The organism is Parabacteroides sp. KHUB-03, from assembly GCF_056640975.1.
In genome coordinates, this window is sequence record NZ_CM153257.1 from 333,403 (window position 1) to 350,540 (window position 17,138).

The 17,138-nt window shown below is 42.1% G+C and carries 9 protein-coding genes and 1 pseudogene; all 10 read left to right on the forward strand.

Going from position 1 to position 17,138, the window contains the following annotated elements; all coding sequences use genetic code 11:
- Nucleotides 1–86 precede the first annotated feature (86 nt).
- The 10 genes and pseudogenes from ACYIB7_RS01345 (at nt 87) to ACYIB7_RS01390 (ending at nt 16,979) form a co-directional block, all read left to right on the forward strand.
- Entirely contained in the window at nt 87–1,370 is a 1,284-nt protein-coding gene (locus ACYIB7_RS01345) for a UDP-N-acetylmuramoyl-tripeptide--D-alanyl-D-alanine ligase (protein WP_480337872.1), read from the forward strand.
- A 213-nt stretch (nt 1,371–1,583) separates the two neighbouring features.
- Nucleotides 1,584–2,294 carry a UMP kinase gene (gene pyrH, locus ACYIB7_RS01350; RefSeq protein WP_103983972.1) on the forward strand — a complete coding sequence of 237 codons (711 nt, stop codon included), beginning with the start codon at nt 1,584–1,586 and terminating at the stop codon, nt 2,292–2,294.
- Between the two features lie 154 nt (nt 2,295–2,448).
- The gene (locus tag ACYIB7_RS01355) at nt 2,449–5,166 is read left to right on the forward strand and encodes a hybrid sensor histidine kinase/response regulator transcription factor (RefSeq protein ID WP_103984028.1); all 2,718 of its coding nucleotides are present in this window, start codon (nt 2,449–2,451) and stop codon (nt 5,164–5,166) included.
- 458 nt (nt 5,167–5,624) lie between these two features.
- Nucleotides 5,625–8,786 carry a SusC/RagA family TonB-linked outer membrane protein gene (locus tag ACYIB7_RS01360; protein ID WP_480337874.1) on the forward strand — a complete coding sequence of 1,054 codons (3,162 nt, stop codon included), beginning with the start codon at nt 5,625–5,627 and terminating at the stop codon, nt 8,784–8,786.
- Between the two features lie 21 nt (nt 8,787–8,807).
- Nucleotides 8,808–10,529, forward strand: coding sequence for a RagB/SusD family nutrient uptake outer membrane protein (locus ACYIB7_RS01365; RefSeq protein ID WP_103983971.1), 1,722 nt, complete (start codon nt 8,808–8,810; stop codon nt 10,527–10,529).
- A gap of 119 nt (nt 10,530–10,648) precedes the next feature.
- Nucleotides 10,649–12,256, forward strand: a complete 1,608-nt coding sequence (locus ACYIB7_RS01370) for a glycoside hydrolase family 32 protein (RefSeq protein WP_480338495.1) — start codon at nt 10,649–10,651, stop codon at nt 12,254–12,256.
- Nucleotides 12,257–12,281: 25 nt separating this feature from the next.
- Complete coding sequence (locus ACYIB7_RS01375; protein ID WP_480337876.1) at nt 12,282–13,865, forward strand: glycoside hydrolase family 32 protein; 1,584 nt, start codon at nt 12,282–12,284, stop codon at nt 13,863–13,865.
- Nucleotides 13,866–13,881: 16 nt separating this feature from the next.
- The gene (locus ACYIB7_RS01380; RefSeq protein ID WP_103983968.1) at nt 13,882–14,751 is read left to right on the forward strand and encodes a carbohydrate kinase family protein; all 870 of its coding nucleotides are present in this window, start codon (nt 13,882–13,884) and stop codon (nt 14,749–14,751) included.
- A 5-nt stretch (nt 14,752–14,756) separates the two neighbouring features.
- The gene (locus ACYIB7_RS01385) at nt 14,757–15,917 is read left to right on the forward strand and encodes an MFS transporter (RefSeq protein ID WP_480337877.1); all 1,161 of its coding nucleotides are present in this window, start codon (nt 14,757–14,759) and stop codon (nt 15,915–15,917) included.
- 232 nt (nt 15,918–16,149) lie between these two features.
- A pseudogene (locus ACYIB7_RS01390) lies at nt 16,150–16,979 on the forward strand (6-bladed beta-propeller).
- The last annotated feature ends 159 nt before the right edge of the window (nt 16,980–17,138 follow it).

Genomic DNA, 17,138 nt, shown 5'->3' on the forward strand with positions numbered 1-17,138 from the left:
AATCGGTAACAAACAATTTCCTACAAAAGTACGGAAATAATATAATATGCGTTACTTTTGCTATCCAATAAAATGCTAATAATGCTATGAATATTTCAGAACTATACGAATTGTTTTTACATAATCCGAAGATTACAACTGATAGTCGTAATTGCCCCAGAGGATCATTGTTCTTTGCTTTAAAAGGCGACAAGTTTGACGGGAACCAATATGCGGCGAAAGCTTTGGATTCCGGTTGTTCGTATGCTATAATAGATAATCCGGCCTATGTTACCGGCGAGCGTACTATATTGGTGAATGATGTGTTAGTCACTCTTCAACAGTTGGCTCATCGTCACCGTAAAATTTTAGGTATTCCTGTTATTGGAATTACGGGAACAAATGGCAAGACAACGACAAAAGAGATACTGGCAGCAGTTCTTTCTACAAAATATAACTTGCTTTATACGGAAGGAAACCTGAATAACCATATCGGTGTTCCTCTTACTCTGTTACGTTTGAATCATGATCATGAAATGGCCGTGATAGAGATGGGAGCCAGCCATCCGGGAGATATAAAAGAACTGGTTAATATCGTTCAGCCGAATTACGGAATTATTACAAATGTTGGACGGGCACATCTGGAAGGTTTTGGTTCTTTTGAAGGTGTGGTTAAGACAAAAGGAGAGCTTTACGATTATATGCGTGCCAGCAAAGGGAAAATATTCATCAAAAAAGAAAATGCCGATTTACAGGCTATAGCCAAAGGTATTGAACAGATTACTTATGGCGAAAGTGAAGAAGCATTTGCTTCGGGGCATGTGGTTAGCTGCAACCCTTTGTTAGTATTTGACTGGAAGCAACAAGGTAAGATACATACGGTAGAGACTCACTTGATAGGTGCTTATAATATAGACAATGTTTTGGCTGCAGTTGCAGTAGGACGTTATTTTAAGATTCCGGCTGAGCGTATTAGCCGTGCTATTGCTAACTATGAACCGACAAATAATCGTTCGCAATTGAAAGAAACCGGGCATAACAAACTGATTATCGATGCTTATAATGCCAACCCCAGCAGTATGAAGGTGGCTTTGGAAAATTTTGCTTCTATGCCGGTATACCCGAAAGCGGTTATACTTGGTGATATGAAGGAGTTAGGACCGTCTAGTGATGAACTGCATACGGAAATAGTAGAATTGGTAAAAGCCGCTAAGTTTGATAAAGTATATCTTTGTGGTGATCATTTTGCAAAAGTTGGAAAAGAGTTTTCTCCTTTTGTGGAAACTGAAGAGCTAATAACAAGCCTCCGGGAGCAACCTTTGAAAGGATATCACGTCCTGATTAAAGGGTCTCACGGGATGGCTTTGGAAAAAACGATAGAGTTTCTATAACGTAAATAGCAGCCCTCGCTTTCCGCTGAAAGACGGGCTGCTATTTTAAGTTAGGAATAAAGTTTTGGTGATATTTTTATCTTAAAAAAACAGGAAGATTACCAAACTTGTTTCACGACAAAAATAATATCGGAATATTACAAAATGATTTCATTTTTTGTACAGTCTTGTTAAATGTCTACTTTTGTTCAATCATATTAAAAACCAATAGATATGGCTCAATACAAACGAATTCTTTTAAAATTAAGCGGCGAATCGCTGATGGGTGGCAAGCAATATGGCATAGACGAAGTCCGGTTGAATGAATATGCTTCTCAGATTAAAGAGATTGCTGAAATGGGTGTACAAATAGGTATCGTTATAGGCGGTGGAAATATTTTTCGTGGTTTGAGTGGTGCATCTAAAGGATTTGACAGGGTAAAAGGCGACCAGATGGGTATGTTGGCAACCGTAATCAACAGCCTGGCACTTAGTTCGGCTCTGGTTGCACAAGGAGTGAAGGCAAAGGTGCTTACTGCTATCCGTATGGAGCCGATTGGCGAATTTTATAATAAATGGCGTGCTATTGAATTGCTGGAACAAGGCAATGTCGTTATCATGTCGGGCGGTACAGGAAATCCGTTCTTTACTACAGATACAGGTTCTTCTCTGCGGGGGATTGAAATAGAGGCGGATGTCATGCTGAAAGGAACCCGGGTGGATGGTATTTACACCGCTGATCCGGAAAAAGACCCTACGGCAACAAAGTTCTCTGAAATTACGTATGATGAAATTTATACCCGTGGATTAAAGGTTATGGATTTGACCGCTACTACCATGTGCAAAGAAAATAACCTGCCTATTATCGTATTCGATATGGATACAAATGGTAATCTGAAAAAAGTAATGAGCGGGGATAATATAGGTACGCTGGTACACAATTAGTGTTTTTACTAAGTCATCCCGGTCATTTTATAAAACCATCCCGATGATTTTGTAAAATGACCGGGATGACTTAGCACTCTTCTTTAAACTGCCTGGCGGCAGTATCTGGAAATGTCAATTCTGTAAATCTTTTCAACCTTCTCTGATGATAGTTATGAAGCAACCGTTTAAACTTTTTCTTTCCATTACTGTACTGGCATCTTGCTTATTCTCGTGTACCACATCCGAGAAGAATGATAAAAAGTTCGTAATCGGTCTTTCGCAGTGCATGCTGGATGATGCGTGGCGCCAAGCTATGCTGAAAGAGATGGAAATAGAGGCATCCAACTACGATAATCTGGAAATTATAATCAAAGATGCACATAGCGACAACAGCACCCAGATACGCCAGATCAGAGAATTGATAAACGAGAAGGTGGATGTGTTAATCATCTCCCCATTCCAGTCGCAGCCCATCACCGAAGCGGCCGAGGAGGCTTACCGCGCCGGAATCCCTACGATTATTACAGACCGGAAAGTAAACACAGACCTTTATACCACCTTTGTGGGTGCAGACAACTACGAAATAGGCTACGAGGCCGGAAAATATGCTTCCAGATACCTGCCTCCCAAAGCAACAATCCTGGAGATATGGGGATTGGCAAGCTCGTCGCCTGCGCAAGAACGCCATCAGGGATTTATAGATGCTCTGGTTAAACGCTCCGATCTTTATTTCCGTAAAGTGGAGGGAGAATGGGTCTATGATACTGCCAGAGTACGTCTGGCTTCATTGGAATGGCCTTTCAACGTTGATTTTGTATATTCTCACAACGACATGATGGCCATTGCCGCCCGCGAATATTTTTTGGAAAAAGATTCCGTATTAGGGGACAGCCTGCCTATTATTGGAGTGGATGCCGTACCCGGGGCCGGTTTGGAAGCCGTTGCCGACGGACGCATCAATGCCTCTTTTTTATATCCTACAGGTGGCGAGCAGGTGCTCCGTACCGCTGTGAAAATATTGAACGGCGAGCCGGTGGATAAATTTATCCCTCTGCAAACGGGCGAGATCGATAAGTCCGCTGCCCACTCCATGCTGATTCAGGCATCGCGCTTGCTGAACTACCAGAGACGTATCGAGCAGCAGCGCGGCAATATAGAATCCTTGCTCAATCGTTTCCAATTTCTGCAAGGCTCGCTCTGGATCATCACAACACTGATGATAGGCTTCGTTCTCCTTTCTTTTTACGTCTTTTCCATTAACCGGAAGATGAAAAGGAAGAACCGGGAGCTGCGCGAAATCAACCGTAAAGAAGAAGAACAACGCCAGAAACTCATCTCCCTTAATGCCGAGATCAAGGAGGTGACTGCCCAGAAGCTACAATTCTTTACCAACGTTTCGCACGAAGTACGTACTCCCCTCACGCTGATACTGGGCCCGCTGGATCGCCTGATGGGGTTGATGCACGACTCTCCCTACCTGCCCGATCTGCAATTGATACAGAAAAATGCGAACCGGCTGTATCGCGTAATCAATCAGATACTGGACTTTCGCAAGATAGAAAACAAGCAGGAGAAATTGAAGATACGGCAGACCGAGATTGTTTCGTTTGCCAGCGAAGTAAAGTCATATTTCGATAGCATGGCCGTAGTACGCCACATTACCTACACTTTTGCCTCGGGCGTGAAGTCGCAGGAGATATGGATCGATCCGGATAAGATAGAGAAGGTTTTGATGAACCTTCTTTCGAACGCCTTTAAATTCACCCCCGATGGTGGGAGCATAGCTGTCGAAGTGGCCGATGCGGGAGAGTGCATACATATTAGCGTGAAAGATACCGGACAGGGCATCTCTGCCGAGAAAATCCCTTATTTGTACGACCGTTTTTATACCGAGAATGCTACAGAGGGAACTGGCATCGGGCTTCACTTGGCCAGGGAATATATGTTGATGCACAATGGAGACATCAGGGTGGATAGCCTGCCCGGAAAAGGAACAACGTTTATTGTCAACCTGTATAAGGAGAAAAAGCATTTTGTTGATGCCGACGTAACTGAAGTGCCGCAAATGGCTTGCGATGCTGCTATGCTCGACAATACCGGCGAGAAGGAAATGCTTTCCCGGAAATATCCTTACACCATTCTGGTGGTGGAAGACGACAACGAAGTGTGTACCTTCTTGAAAGAAGGGCTGAGCGAGAATTTTAGTGTGGTAACCGCTTCCAACGGCGTGGAAGCTCTTCATGTTTTGCAACATGAAGATATTGCCATATCCTTTGTTCTTAGCGATGTGATGATGCCCGGCATGAATGGCTTCGACCTGTGTCGCACCATCAAAACTACCCTTTCGTGCAGTCACCTTCCGGTGATGCTGCTTACGGCTCTTTCTGACGAACGGCAGCAGAAGCACGGAATTTCGGGTGGAGCCGACGATTATATACAGAAACCTTTCAATATGGATTTTGTCAAGCTCAAAATCATCCGTGTGTTGGAAGAGCGTGAGCGTTTGCGCGAACAACTCCTCCGAAAGCTGGAAAACGGCAATCTGCTGCTCGACAAACCGGGTAAACCCGAAAGCATGGACGATGCGTTTATGCGCCGCTTTGTAGAGCGTATTGAAGAGGGCTATCCCGATCCTGATTACAACGTGGAAAAACTGAGCGATATGCTAGGCTTGTCGCGCGGACACCTCTACCGCAAGATAAAGGAGCTTACCGGAACCACACCGGTGGACTTCCTGCGCAATTACCGTCTTTCGAAGGCCGCTGCGCTGCTTCGCGAACGGAGATACACGGTGAGCGAGATAACGTATCGCACCGGATTTTCGTCGCCGGCCTATTTTACCAAGTGCTTTAAGGCTGTGTACGATGTAACGCCTACCGAATTTGTGTAGGATACAGCCCCGTCGATAGTTGTTTTTGTTGCATTTTTGTGTCGGGCGGACTCGGTGAACGCTGACATATTATTTTGTCTCCGTATCAATTTTCAAAGTTTCCCAAAAGACGATATTATTATCTTTATATCCTTGCAAAGATAATAATATCGTCTTTTTATAATGTTTGTACCCATCTGATGAGAGAAAAATTGTCTTCCCGGAAACTTTGTAGGTTGGTTGTGCTTTTCATAAAGCGGAGACGTGTTTTATGTTAATGGAAGCAATGGTAGTACTTTTGGCCGGATATCAAATTTGTATTATTACTGTAACAAATGTAGCATTCTGCGTCCGATGTTACATTTGTAATATATCCTGGTTGTTTTGTTATCAACTCCGTATAAATGGCGCGTCTATATTTGCCGCATATCAATTTTTTGGATCTAGTTATTATTGTTGAACTATTAAATTTAATCTTTATGAAGAGATTGCCGCTTGCAAAGTGGTGCTTCTGGGTTGCCCTGCTATTTATTACGCAATCCATGTACGCACAGCAGATTTCGGTAAAAGGTACAGTTATTTCGGGAACGGACAACTTCCCTATAATTGGTGCTTCTGTAGTTGAAAAAGGAACTACAAACGGAACCATCACCGATTTGGATGGAAACTTTACTCTCTCAGTGCCCAAAGGGGCAACAATTCAGATCAGCTATGTAGGTTTCATTACACAAGACATGGCTGTAACGTCAAACAAAGCGCTCAACATTATTCTAAAAGAAAACGTACAGGCATTGTCTGATGTGGTAGTTACCGGATATTCTTCCCAAAAGAAAGCCGATTTGACCGGTGCCGTATCCGTTGTGAAAATGGACGATATCAAAGATATCAACAGCAGTAATGCTATCAAGTCTTTGCAGGGACGCGTACCCGGTCTTAGTATAAAGAATACCGGTCAGCCTAACGGCGACGTGGATGTTAAGATTCGTGGAGTCTCTACTTTGGGAAACAGCAAACCTCTATATATTATAGACGGTATTCCCAGCACCCGCTCGATGAATGAAATTGCTACTTCCGACATCGAATCTATTCAGGTTTTGAAAGATGCTTCTGCTGCCACTATCTACGGATCGCGTGCTGCCAACGGTGTTATTATCGTAACAACCAAGAAAGGCAAAGCTGGTGGTACACATGTAGACTTCCGTGCTTCCGTAACGGCTCAGCAATGGCAACGTTCGGTTGATTTGTTGAATGCCGAAGAATACGGTTTGGTTAATTTCCGTGCAGGTGTTAACGACGGTTCTATCCTGAACACAACAACCTTGAGCAACGGACAACCTAACACAGGTATGAACAAATATACATATATGTATGACGTTGCCTGGAATAACGGTATTCCTACTTTGAATAACATTATTATGCCCGAATTCCTTGACGTAGCCGGCACTCCGGTGATGCGTGCAGGCGACACGGACTGGGTGAAGGAAATCAGCCGCACAGGTTTGATGCAGAACTATAACGTAACTGTTACTTCAGGTACCGACAAAGGACGTGCTTTGTTCTCCGTAGATTATTATGGCAACAACGGTACGGTGAAAGGTACTTACTTCGACCGTGTAACTGCCCGTATCAATAGCGACTATAAACTGATTAACGACCGCGTTACTATCGGCGAGAACCTGTCTTTGTCTAAAACACGCAGTTCTGTTATCAGCGACCGTACTTTGCAGGAAGGTGCAAAGAATATCCAGTCTATCGTTCCTATCCATTCACTGGACGGCGGTTGGGGTGGTCCTGCCAGCAACATGAGTGACCGTCAGAATCCGGTTCGCCTGATTGAAGATAACAAACAGAACCATGAAGATGTATTCCGCATCTTTGGCGACGTTAACTTGACAGTAGATATTTTGAAGGGGCTTACTTTCCGTTCTAAATTCGGTATCGACTATACCGGTTGGTGGAAGCGCGATATGCAGAAGACATATCAGTCCGGTTTCATGTCTGACAAGACTGCGCGTTTGAATACATATGCAAATTATGGCGGTAACTGGATTTTGAGTAACACGTTGCAATATAAATTAGACCTGGGCAAGAGTAACTTTGATATCCTGGTTGGTCAGGAAATGTTGAAATACAGACTGGAAGATATGAGTGCCGGCCGCGATGGTTTCTTACTGGAAAATGAAGATTATATGTATTTGTCTGTTGGCGATGGCAACTTGCGTAATGGCGGTGGTGCTACGGCTTATGCTCTTTCTTCTTTCTTCGGAAAGATCAACTATAGCTTCGATAATAAGTATCTGGCTTCTGTAACTGTTCGTCGTGACGGTTCTTCACGATTCGGTGCTAACAACCGTTGGGGTACTTTCCCAGCATTCTCTTTAGGATGGCGTGTTAGTGAAGAAGGTTTCTTTGAAGGTGCAAAGAATGTTGTTTCAGACTTGAAACTTCGTTACGGTTGGGGTATGACAGGTAATCAGGAAATAGACAATTATGCTTCATACGGTTTGTACCAGGCCCGTTACTTTACAGACCCTGCTTTCAACCGCGACCAGGGTACGGCTTACGATATCACAGGTGCAGGACAGGGAGAACTTCCTTCAGGTTTTGTGCGTACACAATTGCAGAATCCTGATTTGAAATGGGAAGCTACCACACAGAATAATGCCGGTATCGATTTCGGCTTGTTCAACCAGATGTTCACCGGTTCTGTAGACTACTTCTTTAAGAAAACAAACGACATCCTTGTTAAGCCTCCTTATATTGCAACAATTGGTTTCGGTGGAGACCGTTGGGTGAACGGGGCTAGTATGGAGAACAGCGGTTTTGAATTCTTGCTTACTTTCAATAAGAAAATTGGTGAGGTAGAACTGAATATTTCCGGTAACATCGCCAGCTATCGTAACAAAATTACAAAATTACCGGAAGACGTAATCAATTCTTATGCCGGTAACGGTAACGACCAGACAATTCTGGGACGTCCCTGGAAATCTTTGTTCGGTTATGTAGCCGACGGTATTTTCCAGAATCAGGAAGAAGTAGATGCTCACGTAGGCCAGCCGGGTAAAGGTGTGGGACGTATCCGCTACAAAAACCTGAATGGCGATAATGTGATCAACGATGAAGACCGTACATGGTTAGGCGTAGAAGATCCGGACTTCCTGTATGGTCTGAACCTGAGTGCAACCTGGAGAAACTTCGACGTTTCAATGTTCTGGAACGGACAGGTAGGCTCTCATGCAAATGTAAATAGCATTAAGGCGTTTACCGACTTCTACGGTTTCTTTGGCGGACAAAATTATGGTGCCCGTTTGCTGGACGCTTGGAGCCCTGCGAATCCTAACTCTACGATTCCTGCTGTTTCGGCAAACAATGTAAATGATGAAGGCCGTTTCTCTACATACTTTATCGAAAATACTTCTTTCTTGAAGCTGGCTAACTTCGAGATTGGTTATACTTTGCCGAAGGCTTGGCTGCAGGCAGCACGTATGCAGAATGCACGTATTTATGTATCCGGACAGAACTTGTTGACAGTTAAGAAGGGCTGGGGCGATAATGCCTTTACGGGTGTAGACCCTGAAACACCAGATTTCGCATATCCGGTTCCGCGTGCTTTCACTTTGGGTGTTAATGTTTCATTTTAAAACTAATTAGCGAATACAATTATGAAGACTTTTAAATATATGACATTGGCAGCTGCCTTGCTGCTTCCTATGGCAGCTTGCGACTCTTTCCTGGATGTCAATCCGCAGGGAGTTGCCAGCACGGATGACCTGAATACCGTGGAAAATATAGAAAAAATGGTCATTGCTGCTTACTCTGCATTGGGTAACGACAACTTTAGCGATGGTATGCATGCATACTGGCCTTATGGCGATTTGCGTGCAGGGGATGCTTATAAAGGAGGTGCCGGTACTGGTGATATGGGCGACTTCCATCTTTTTGAAACGTTTGTTTATCTGCGTGACGATAATGGCTATCTGGATAAAAAATGGTATAATGAATATGTCTGTATAGCCCGTACTAATGACGCTTTGTCTCGTATCAATGCGATGGATGCAACTGTATTCCCTCTGAAGACTACACGTGAAGCCGAAGTACGTTTCTTGCGTGCACACTTCTATTTCGACCTGAAGATATTATTCAAACAGATGCCTTGGATTGATGAGAACGATAAGACTGAGGATTATATCAATATCTCCAACGTTGAATATACCGACAAGCAACTTTGGGATATGATTATTGCCGAATTCCGCTTTGCTGCCGAAAATCTGCCGGAAAAACAAGCGGAGATCGGACGTATTAATAAGAGCATTGCCCAGGCTTATCTGGCAAAAGCGCTCTTGTATGCAGCATACGAACAGGACGAAAAGAATAATGTCGTTAATATAGACAAAACAAAGTTGCAGGAGGTAGTAACTCTTTGCCAGGGATTGTCGGGCAAATATTCTTTAACTTCCGATTTTGCTGAAAACTTCCTTTGTGAAACTGAAAACGGACGCGAATCTGTATTTGCCGTACAATTCTCAACTGGCGACGGAACACTATACGGCCGTTTGGATTGGGGTGCAATGTTGAATTATCCGATGAATCCTGAATATGGATGCTGTGGTTTCCACTCCCCTTCCCAGAATATGGTGAACGCATTCCAGACAGACGATAATGGCCTTCCTTTGTTTGATACTTATAACAACAACGACTTGAAGAATGCCGAAGATTTGTTGAAATACAACATTGACCCGCGTTTGAATCATACGGTAGCTATTCCGGGTGCTCCTTATAAGTATAACCCCGAGTTTATCTTTGAAGCAAGCTGGACCCGTGATCCGAATACATACGGAAACTTCATGTCTATGAAAGAAGTTGTGTTGCCTGATTGCCCTTGTTTTGCTTTCTCATTACCGTTTATGTCAAGCTCTAAGAACCGCGATATTATTCGTTACGACGATGTTCTTTTGTGGGAAGCTGAAGCTTTGATCGAATTAGGCCGTCAAAACGAAGCATTACCTATTATAAATTCTCTTCGTGAAAGGGCAGCTAAGAGTACGGCACGTTTGGTGGATGTTCAGGGCGATCCTACGGGAAAGTTCAAGATTGCCACCTATCAGCCCGGTGTAAATTGTCCGGCATGGACGCAAGACTTTGCACGTAAAGCATTACGTTGGGAACGACGCTTGGAATTGTCTCAGGAAGGTTCGCGTTTCTTTGACCTGGTTCGTTGGGGTATTGCTGACAAAGAAGTGAATAGCTACTTTGCTACGGAAAAAACACGCCGTACCTATATGGGTGAAGCGAAGTTCACAAAGAACAAGGATGAGTATTTCCCAATTCCGAAGAATCAGATTAACTTTAGCAAGAAATTGTATAAACAAAACTACGGTTGGTAAACAAAGTTTGTGATAAGCAGGCTTTTGATAGTCTGCTTATCTTTCATTTATAATATCTCTTTAATTCTAAATACGTATAACGCATGAATTACAGTAAATTGTTGACTTTAACAGGTGCCATGTTAACCCTGTCCTGCATAGTGAGTGCAGAAGATATCAAGATGAAAATTACTAAGAAATATTTGAATCTTCCTGTCTCCCAGAAGGTAGACCGCGCCGTAATGACATTAAGCGCAGATGGTAAAGAGCAGGCTTTTGATATACGCCTGGCACCCGCCAACCCAGACTATTGGGTGTTCTGCGATGTCTCTCAATATAAAAATAAGAATATAGTTATCTCTTATAAAGGAGATAATACCGGGATGGATAAGATATATCAGGCCGATGAAGTTGCCGGACACGAAAATATGTACAAAGAAGAAAACCGTCCTTTAGTACATTACACGCAACGCAGAGGCTGGAATAATGACCCGAACGGTCTGCTTTATTATGATGGCGAATATCATTTGTTCTATCAGCATAACCCGTATGAACGTGAATGGGGTAATATGCATTGGGGACACGCGGTAAGTAAAGACCTTATTCATTGGGAAGAACTTTCGGTAGCCTTGTATCCGGACGAACACGGAACGATGTTCTCTGGTTCTGCTGTGATAGACTACAATAATACGGCTGGTTTTAATAAAGGTAATACACCGGCTATGGTAGCTATCTATACTGCCGATCAACCGCAGAAACAGGTGCAGTGTATCGCTTATAGCCTGGATAAAGGACGTACGTGGACGAAATATAAAGGAAATCCGGTGATAGACTCGTTTGACAAGTGGCAATCACGGGATACCCGCGACCCGAAAGTATTTTGGTACGCACCGGGTAACAATTGGGTTATGATCCTGAATGAACGCGATGGGCACTCAATTTATAATTCGTCTAACTTGAAAGATTGGACATTCCAGAGTCATGTGACCGGTTTCTGGGAATGCCCTGAACTGTTTGAACTGGCAGTGGATGGCAATCCTGACAATAAAAAATGGGTAATGTACGGAGCTTCGGGAACCTATATGATCGGTTCTTTTGACGGAAAGACTTTTACACCGGAAGCTGGTAAATATTATTTCACTTCAGGTGCTATCTATGCAGCGCAGACATTTACTAATATACCTGAAAGTGACGGACGCCGCATACAGATTGGTTGGAGTAACATAGACCATGCAGGCATGCCGTTCAAAGGTACAATGACGCTGCCTACTTCTTTATCTTTACGTACCACTAAAGATGGTGTCAGATTATTCAGCGAGCCTGTAAAAGAGGTGGAAATGCTACAAACGAAAGCGTTTGACAGAAAAGACCTGACAGTTCAGCAAGCAAGCAAGATGTTGCAGCCGTATAACAATGCTGGAGCTCTTCGTATACGTACCACATTGAAGTTGTCTCATGCAACCAGTGCAGGCCTGAACCTGTTTGGACAACGTTTATTAGATTATGATATGAATTTTAATCGCGTAAACGGAGTATTCTATTCCCCTGAAGACAGAACAAGCATGGAAATCACTGTTGATATTATTCTGGACAAGACAATGGTGGAAGTATATGTAGATGGCGGTGCCTACGCTTATTACATGGAACGTAAAGCTGATCCGAACAATAAGGAAGGATTCCATTTCTGGGGTCATAATATTGAAGTGAAGAACCTTGAGGTTTATACGCTTCAGTCCATTTGGAAATAACAACAATCTGATAAAACACAAACAAATGAAAGGTTTATTACATTGTGCACTGGCTGCCGTTATCGGATTTACAGCCTGTACGGGAAACAAAACAAATAAAAATACTGAAACAGCGGAGGTAACTTCGCTGTTTCAGGAAAAATACCGTCCGCAAATTCATTTTTCACCGGCGGAACATTGGATGAACGACCCGAATGGAATGGTGTATTATGAAGGAGAATATCATCTTTTTTACCAGCATTATCCCGAGAAGTCTGTTTGGGGACCTATGCACTGGGGACATGCGGTAAGTAAAGATTTGGTACACTGGGAACATTTGCCTATTGCCTTGTATCCGGATAGCCTTGGATATATTTTCTCGGGAAGTGCAGTGGTAGACTGGAATAATACATCCGGTTTCGGAACAAAAGAGAATCCTCCGTTGGTAGCTTTCTTTACTTATCATAATCCGGATATAGAACAAGCCAAAGAAATTGAAGTCGAATCTCAGGCTATTGCTTATAGTACGGATAAGGGTCGTACGTGGACGAAATATGATAAAAATCCGGTGATTAAGAATCCGGGTATTCGTGATTTCCGCGATCCGAAAGTAATCTGGCATGAAGCGAGCAAACGGTGGATTGTAGCTTTGGCTTCGGGACAAGAGATACGTTTCTATTCTTCTCCGGATTGTAAAGACTGGACTTACCTGAGTAATTTTGGCAAAGGATACGGCTGTCATGACGGAGTGTGGGAATGTCCGGATTTGATTCCTTTGAAAGTAAAAGGATCGGATGAGACTAAATGGGTTTTGATTGTAAATATTAATCCGGGTGGTCCGGCCGGCGGTTCTGCCACACAATATTTTGTAGGAGATTTTGATGGTAAAACATTTACCAGCGACCAGAAAAAGACATTTTGGATGGATCACGGACGCGATAATTATGCAGGAGTGACTTGGTCTGATGCACCGGATGGTCGCCAAATTCTGATAGGTTGGATGAATAACTGGCAGTATGCAGGTGATAAACCGTGTGTTAAATGGAGTGGCGCAGCTACTTTGCCCCGCGAATTAGGTTTGGTCAAAGATGGGCCGGTTTATTTATTGACTTCGGAGCCGGTAAAAGAAATAAGTACTTTGTATGGTGAATCCGTAGACCTGAAAGATATTAATGTCAGTAAATCGGAAGTACTGTCTGATAAGTTCGATTTTGCAAAAGCTCCGATTGAGCTTAAACTGACTTTTAACCAGGAAAATAATACCCGGTTGGGTTTTGCTTCCCGTTATGGTGTACGATTGAAGAATGGAAAAGGCGAATATATAACCATAGGATATGAGAATGTAGACAAATTGTTTTATGTAGATCGTACGAATGCAATAGGAGAAGTTTTTTCAGATAAGTTTGCCTCTATCCATTCGACACCTTATATTGTTAATACGCCGACTGTAGAATGGACATTGTTGATAGATGTAGCTTCTGTGGAATTTTTTACGGCAGAAGGCCGTATTGCCATAACGGATGTGTTTTATCCGTCCGAACCATTTGATACGATAGAAGTCTTTACGGAAAATGGAGATATACAAATAACAGAAGCTAAAATTACAGAGTTACATTCAATTTGGAAATAGATATAAATTTATACTCATGAAAAAGAATAAACCAGTAGTGGCAGGCATTGGCGAACTCCTGTGGGATGTGCTTCCCACAGGAAAAAGGGCTGGCGGTGCTCCTATTAATTTCGTGTATCATGCTACCCAGTTAGGAGCGGAAGGATATGCTATCAGTGCAGTAGGCAATGATGTTTTTGGTACGGAAATTTTACAGGAACTGGATAAGAACCACATCAGTTATTATATCAGCACAGTAGAATATCCTACAGGTAGTGTTATGGTGGAGTTGAAAGACGGAATACCTTCTTATACTATTATAGAGGGGGTAGCCTGGGATCATATACCACTTACACAAGATGCGATCGATTTGATGAAGAGAACTGATGCCGTATGCTTCGGAACTTTGGCACAACGCGCTCCTGAATCGAGGGAGACTCTTCGTACATTACTGAGCTATATACCGGAAGATTCTTTGCGCTTTTTTGATATAAACATCCGCCAGTCTTATTATTCCAGAGAGCTTATAGACTCATTGCTTGAACAAGCTAATGTGTTTAAAATAAATGATGAGGAACTGGAATTGCTCCGTTCAATGTTCAGCTTGGAAGGTTCGGTTGATGATGTTTGCAACTGGTTTATGGAAGCTTATTCTCTGAAGTATCTTATTTTAACTGCCGGTGCCGATTTCAGCACGATATACTCTACGGGAGAAAAATCTACGATTCCTACCCCTAAAGTAAAGGTTGCAGATACTGTTGGAGCCGGCGATTCTTTTTCCGGTGCATTTGTTTATTCCATATTAACAGGCAAGTCTCTGCGTGAAGCTCACCAAAAAGCTGTTGAGACAGCTGCGTTTGTTTGTACACAGGAGGGGGCATGGCCTCCATATCCAAATAAAGAATAATGAGTATGAAAGAAAAAGGAATGTCGTGGAAATTGATCCCGGTGATGCTTACGTTCTTCACTATGGGATTTGTTGATTTGGTAGGAATCGCTTCCAATTATATAAAAGCGGATTTGAACTTGACAGACTCGGAAGCAAATATTTTCCCGTCTTTAGTGTTTTTCTGGTTCTTGATCTTTTCTGTTCCAACAGGAATGTTGATGAATAAGATCGGGCGAAAAAAGACTGTGCTGTTAAGTTTGGTTGTAACTTTTCTTTCGTTGCTGATTCCTGTTTTCAGTGATACATATATGGTAATGCTTGTTTCCTTCTCTTTGTTGGGTATAGGAAATGCATTGATGCAAACATCACTGAATCCATTACTTTCAAATATAGTCAATGGAGATAAACTGGCAAGTACTCTTACTTTCGGACAGTTTATAAAAGCAATTGCATCGTTCCTGGCGCCTTATATTGCTATGTGGGGGGCAACAATGGCTATACCTTCTTTCGGCTTGGGATGGAGAGTGTTGTTTCCTATTTATATGGTAATAGCAGTGGTTGCTGTTTTCTTATTGGGGGCAACTTCTATCTATGAAACAAAAGAAGAAGGAAAACCTTCTACATTCGGAGAATGTCTGGCATTGCTGGGTAAGCCGTTTATTTTGCTATGCTTTATTGGTATTATGTGTCATGTGGGTATTGATGTAGGTACAAATACTACAGCCCCGAAGATTTTGATGGAACGTCTGGGTATGACTTTGGCTGATGCAGGTTTTGCTACCAGTTTATATTTTATTTGCCGTACGGCCGGATGTTTTTCGGGTGCGTTTATTATGCGGAAAATATCTCCTAAATCCTTTTTTATTTTCAGTGTGGTACTGATGCTGATAGCTATGGTTGGTTTATTCTTGTTCCATTCGTTGTCTATTATATATATATGTATAGGCTTGATCGGCTTTGGAAACTCGAATGTCTTTTCCATTATATTCTCTCAGGCGTTACTTTATATGCCGAATAAGCAGAATGAAGTTTCAGGACTTATGATTATGGGACTATTCGGAGGTACAATATTCCCGTTATTGATGGGAGTTGCTTCAGACATGATGGCCTCACAGACAGGAGCCGTGGCTATTTTGAGTATTGGAGTTATTTATCTGCTCTATTTATGGAGAAAGCTGAATTAAGATAACTATTTCTTTGCCCTTTGTCATAGAGGGGCAACCCCTTTATAAAATGATCCCGATGTTTTTTTAAAATCATCGGGATCATTTTATTAAATCACCTCGATGATTTCAAACCGTTTTTTTAATCATTTTATTTGATAAACAGTATATTTGTATAATATGGTTATAAGATGAACACGAAAACACTAATAAGTTGTTGCCATGTGAAAAAGTAAACAAAAATATTACTGTCATGAAAAGATCATTTACAATTGTAGCAATAATTCTGTTTGTTATGTCAGGGTGCGGAGGGAACAAACAGTCAACAAATGAGCTCGTCATAGTTGATGTTACAAAGAATTATCCTGAAAAGGAACTGATATTACAGGATTTTATGGATGTGGAATACATCCCGTTGGAAACAAATGATGAGTTTGTTACCCAAGGTAAAGTAATGGCCGTTGGTGCAGAAGTTATATTAATAACAAACTGGATCAACGATGGGAATTTGTTTGTTTTTGATAGAAAAACCGGCAAAGGCTTGAAGAAGATAAACAGGAAGGGGGAAGGTGGCGAAGAATATGTGGGTATTACTGAGATTGTCCTGGATGAAGCAAACAAGGAAATATTTGTTATAGCCTACACCGGAAGTAAAATCTCAGTATATGATCTAGACGGAAATTTTAAAAGGAGTTTCAAAGCCGCAGGTACGGATTCTCATATAAATACATTTAATTACGACCGGGAAAATTTGATTTCTTATGTACCGGATAATAGTCTGGAAAACCCGTCAAACGTCATACATCCATATTATTTAATCTTTTCCAAGCAGGATGGAAGTATCACCCGGAAAATTCTTTATTCATACCTAAAATATACAATGGTGATTATACCAGCAAAAGAGAAGTGGATATGACGTCGAGACCTTTAGATCAGGAATTCATAATCGGACAGTCATTACAAGCCCACGAACTTGTCGAGGCCTACGGGAAAGGACAACTGAAAGGCAAACTGGAAGAAATTGCAGCCGGATTGAATGAAGAATCAAACCCGGTAATTATGTTGGCTAAGTATAGGAAATAAACATAAATAGGGGCGATCAAAATATAATATTCTGAATGTATAAATAAAATTGAATAGAAGCCTTAACATCAAAAAAGAACTAAAGCAAATAAAAATAGCGATGTAAGCAACTTATGTAATATATCAGAGGACGACAATACTATAGTTATATCTGTTGAA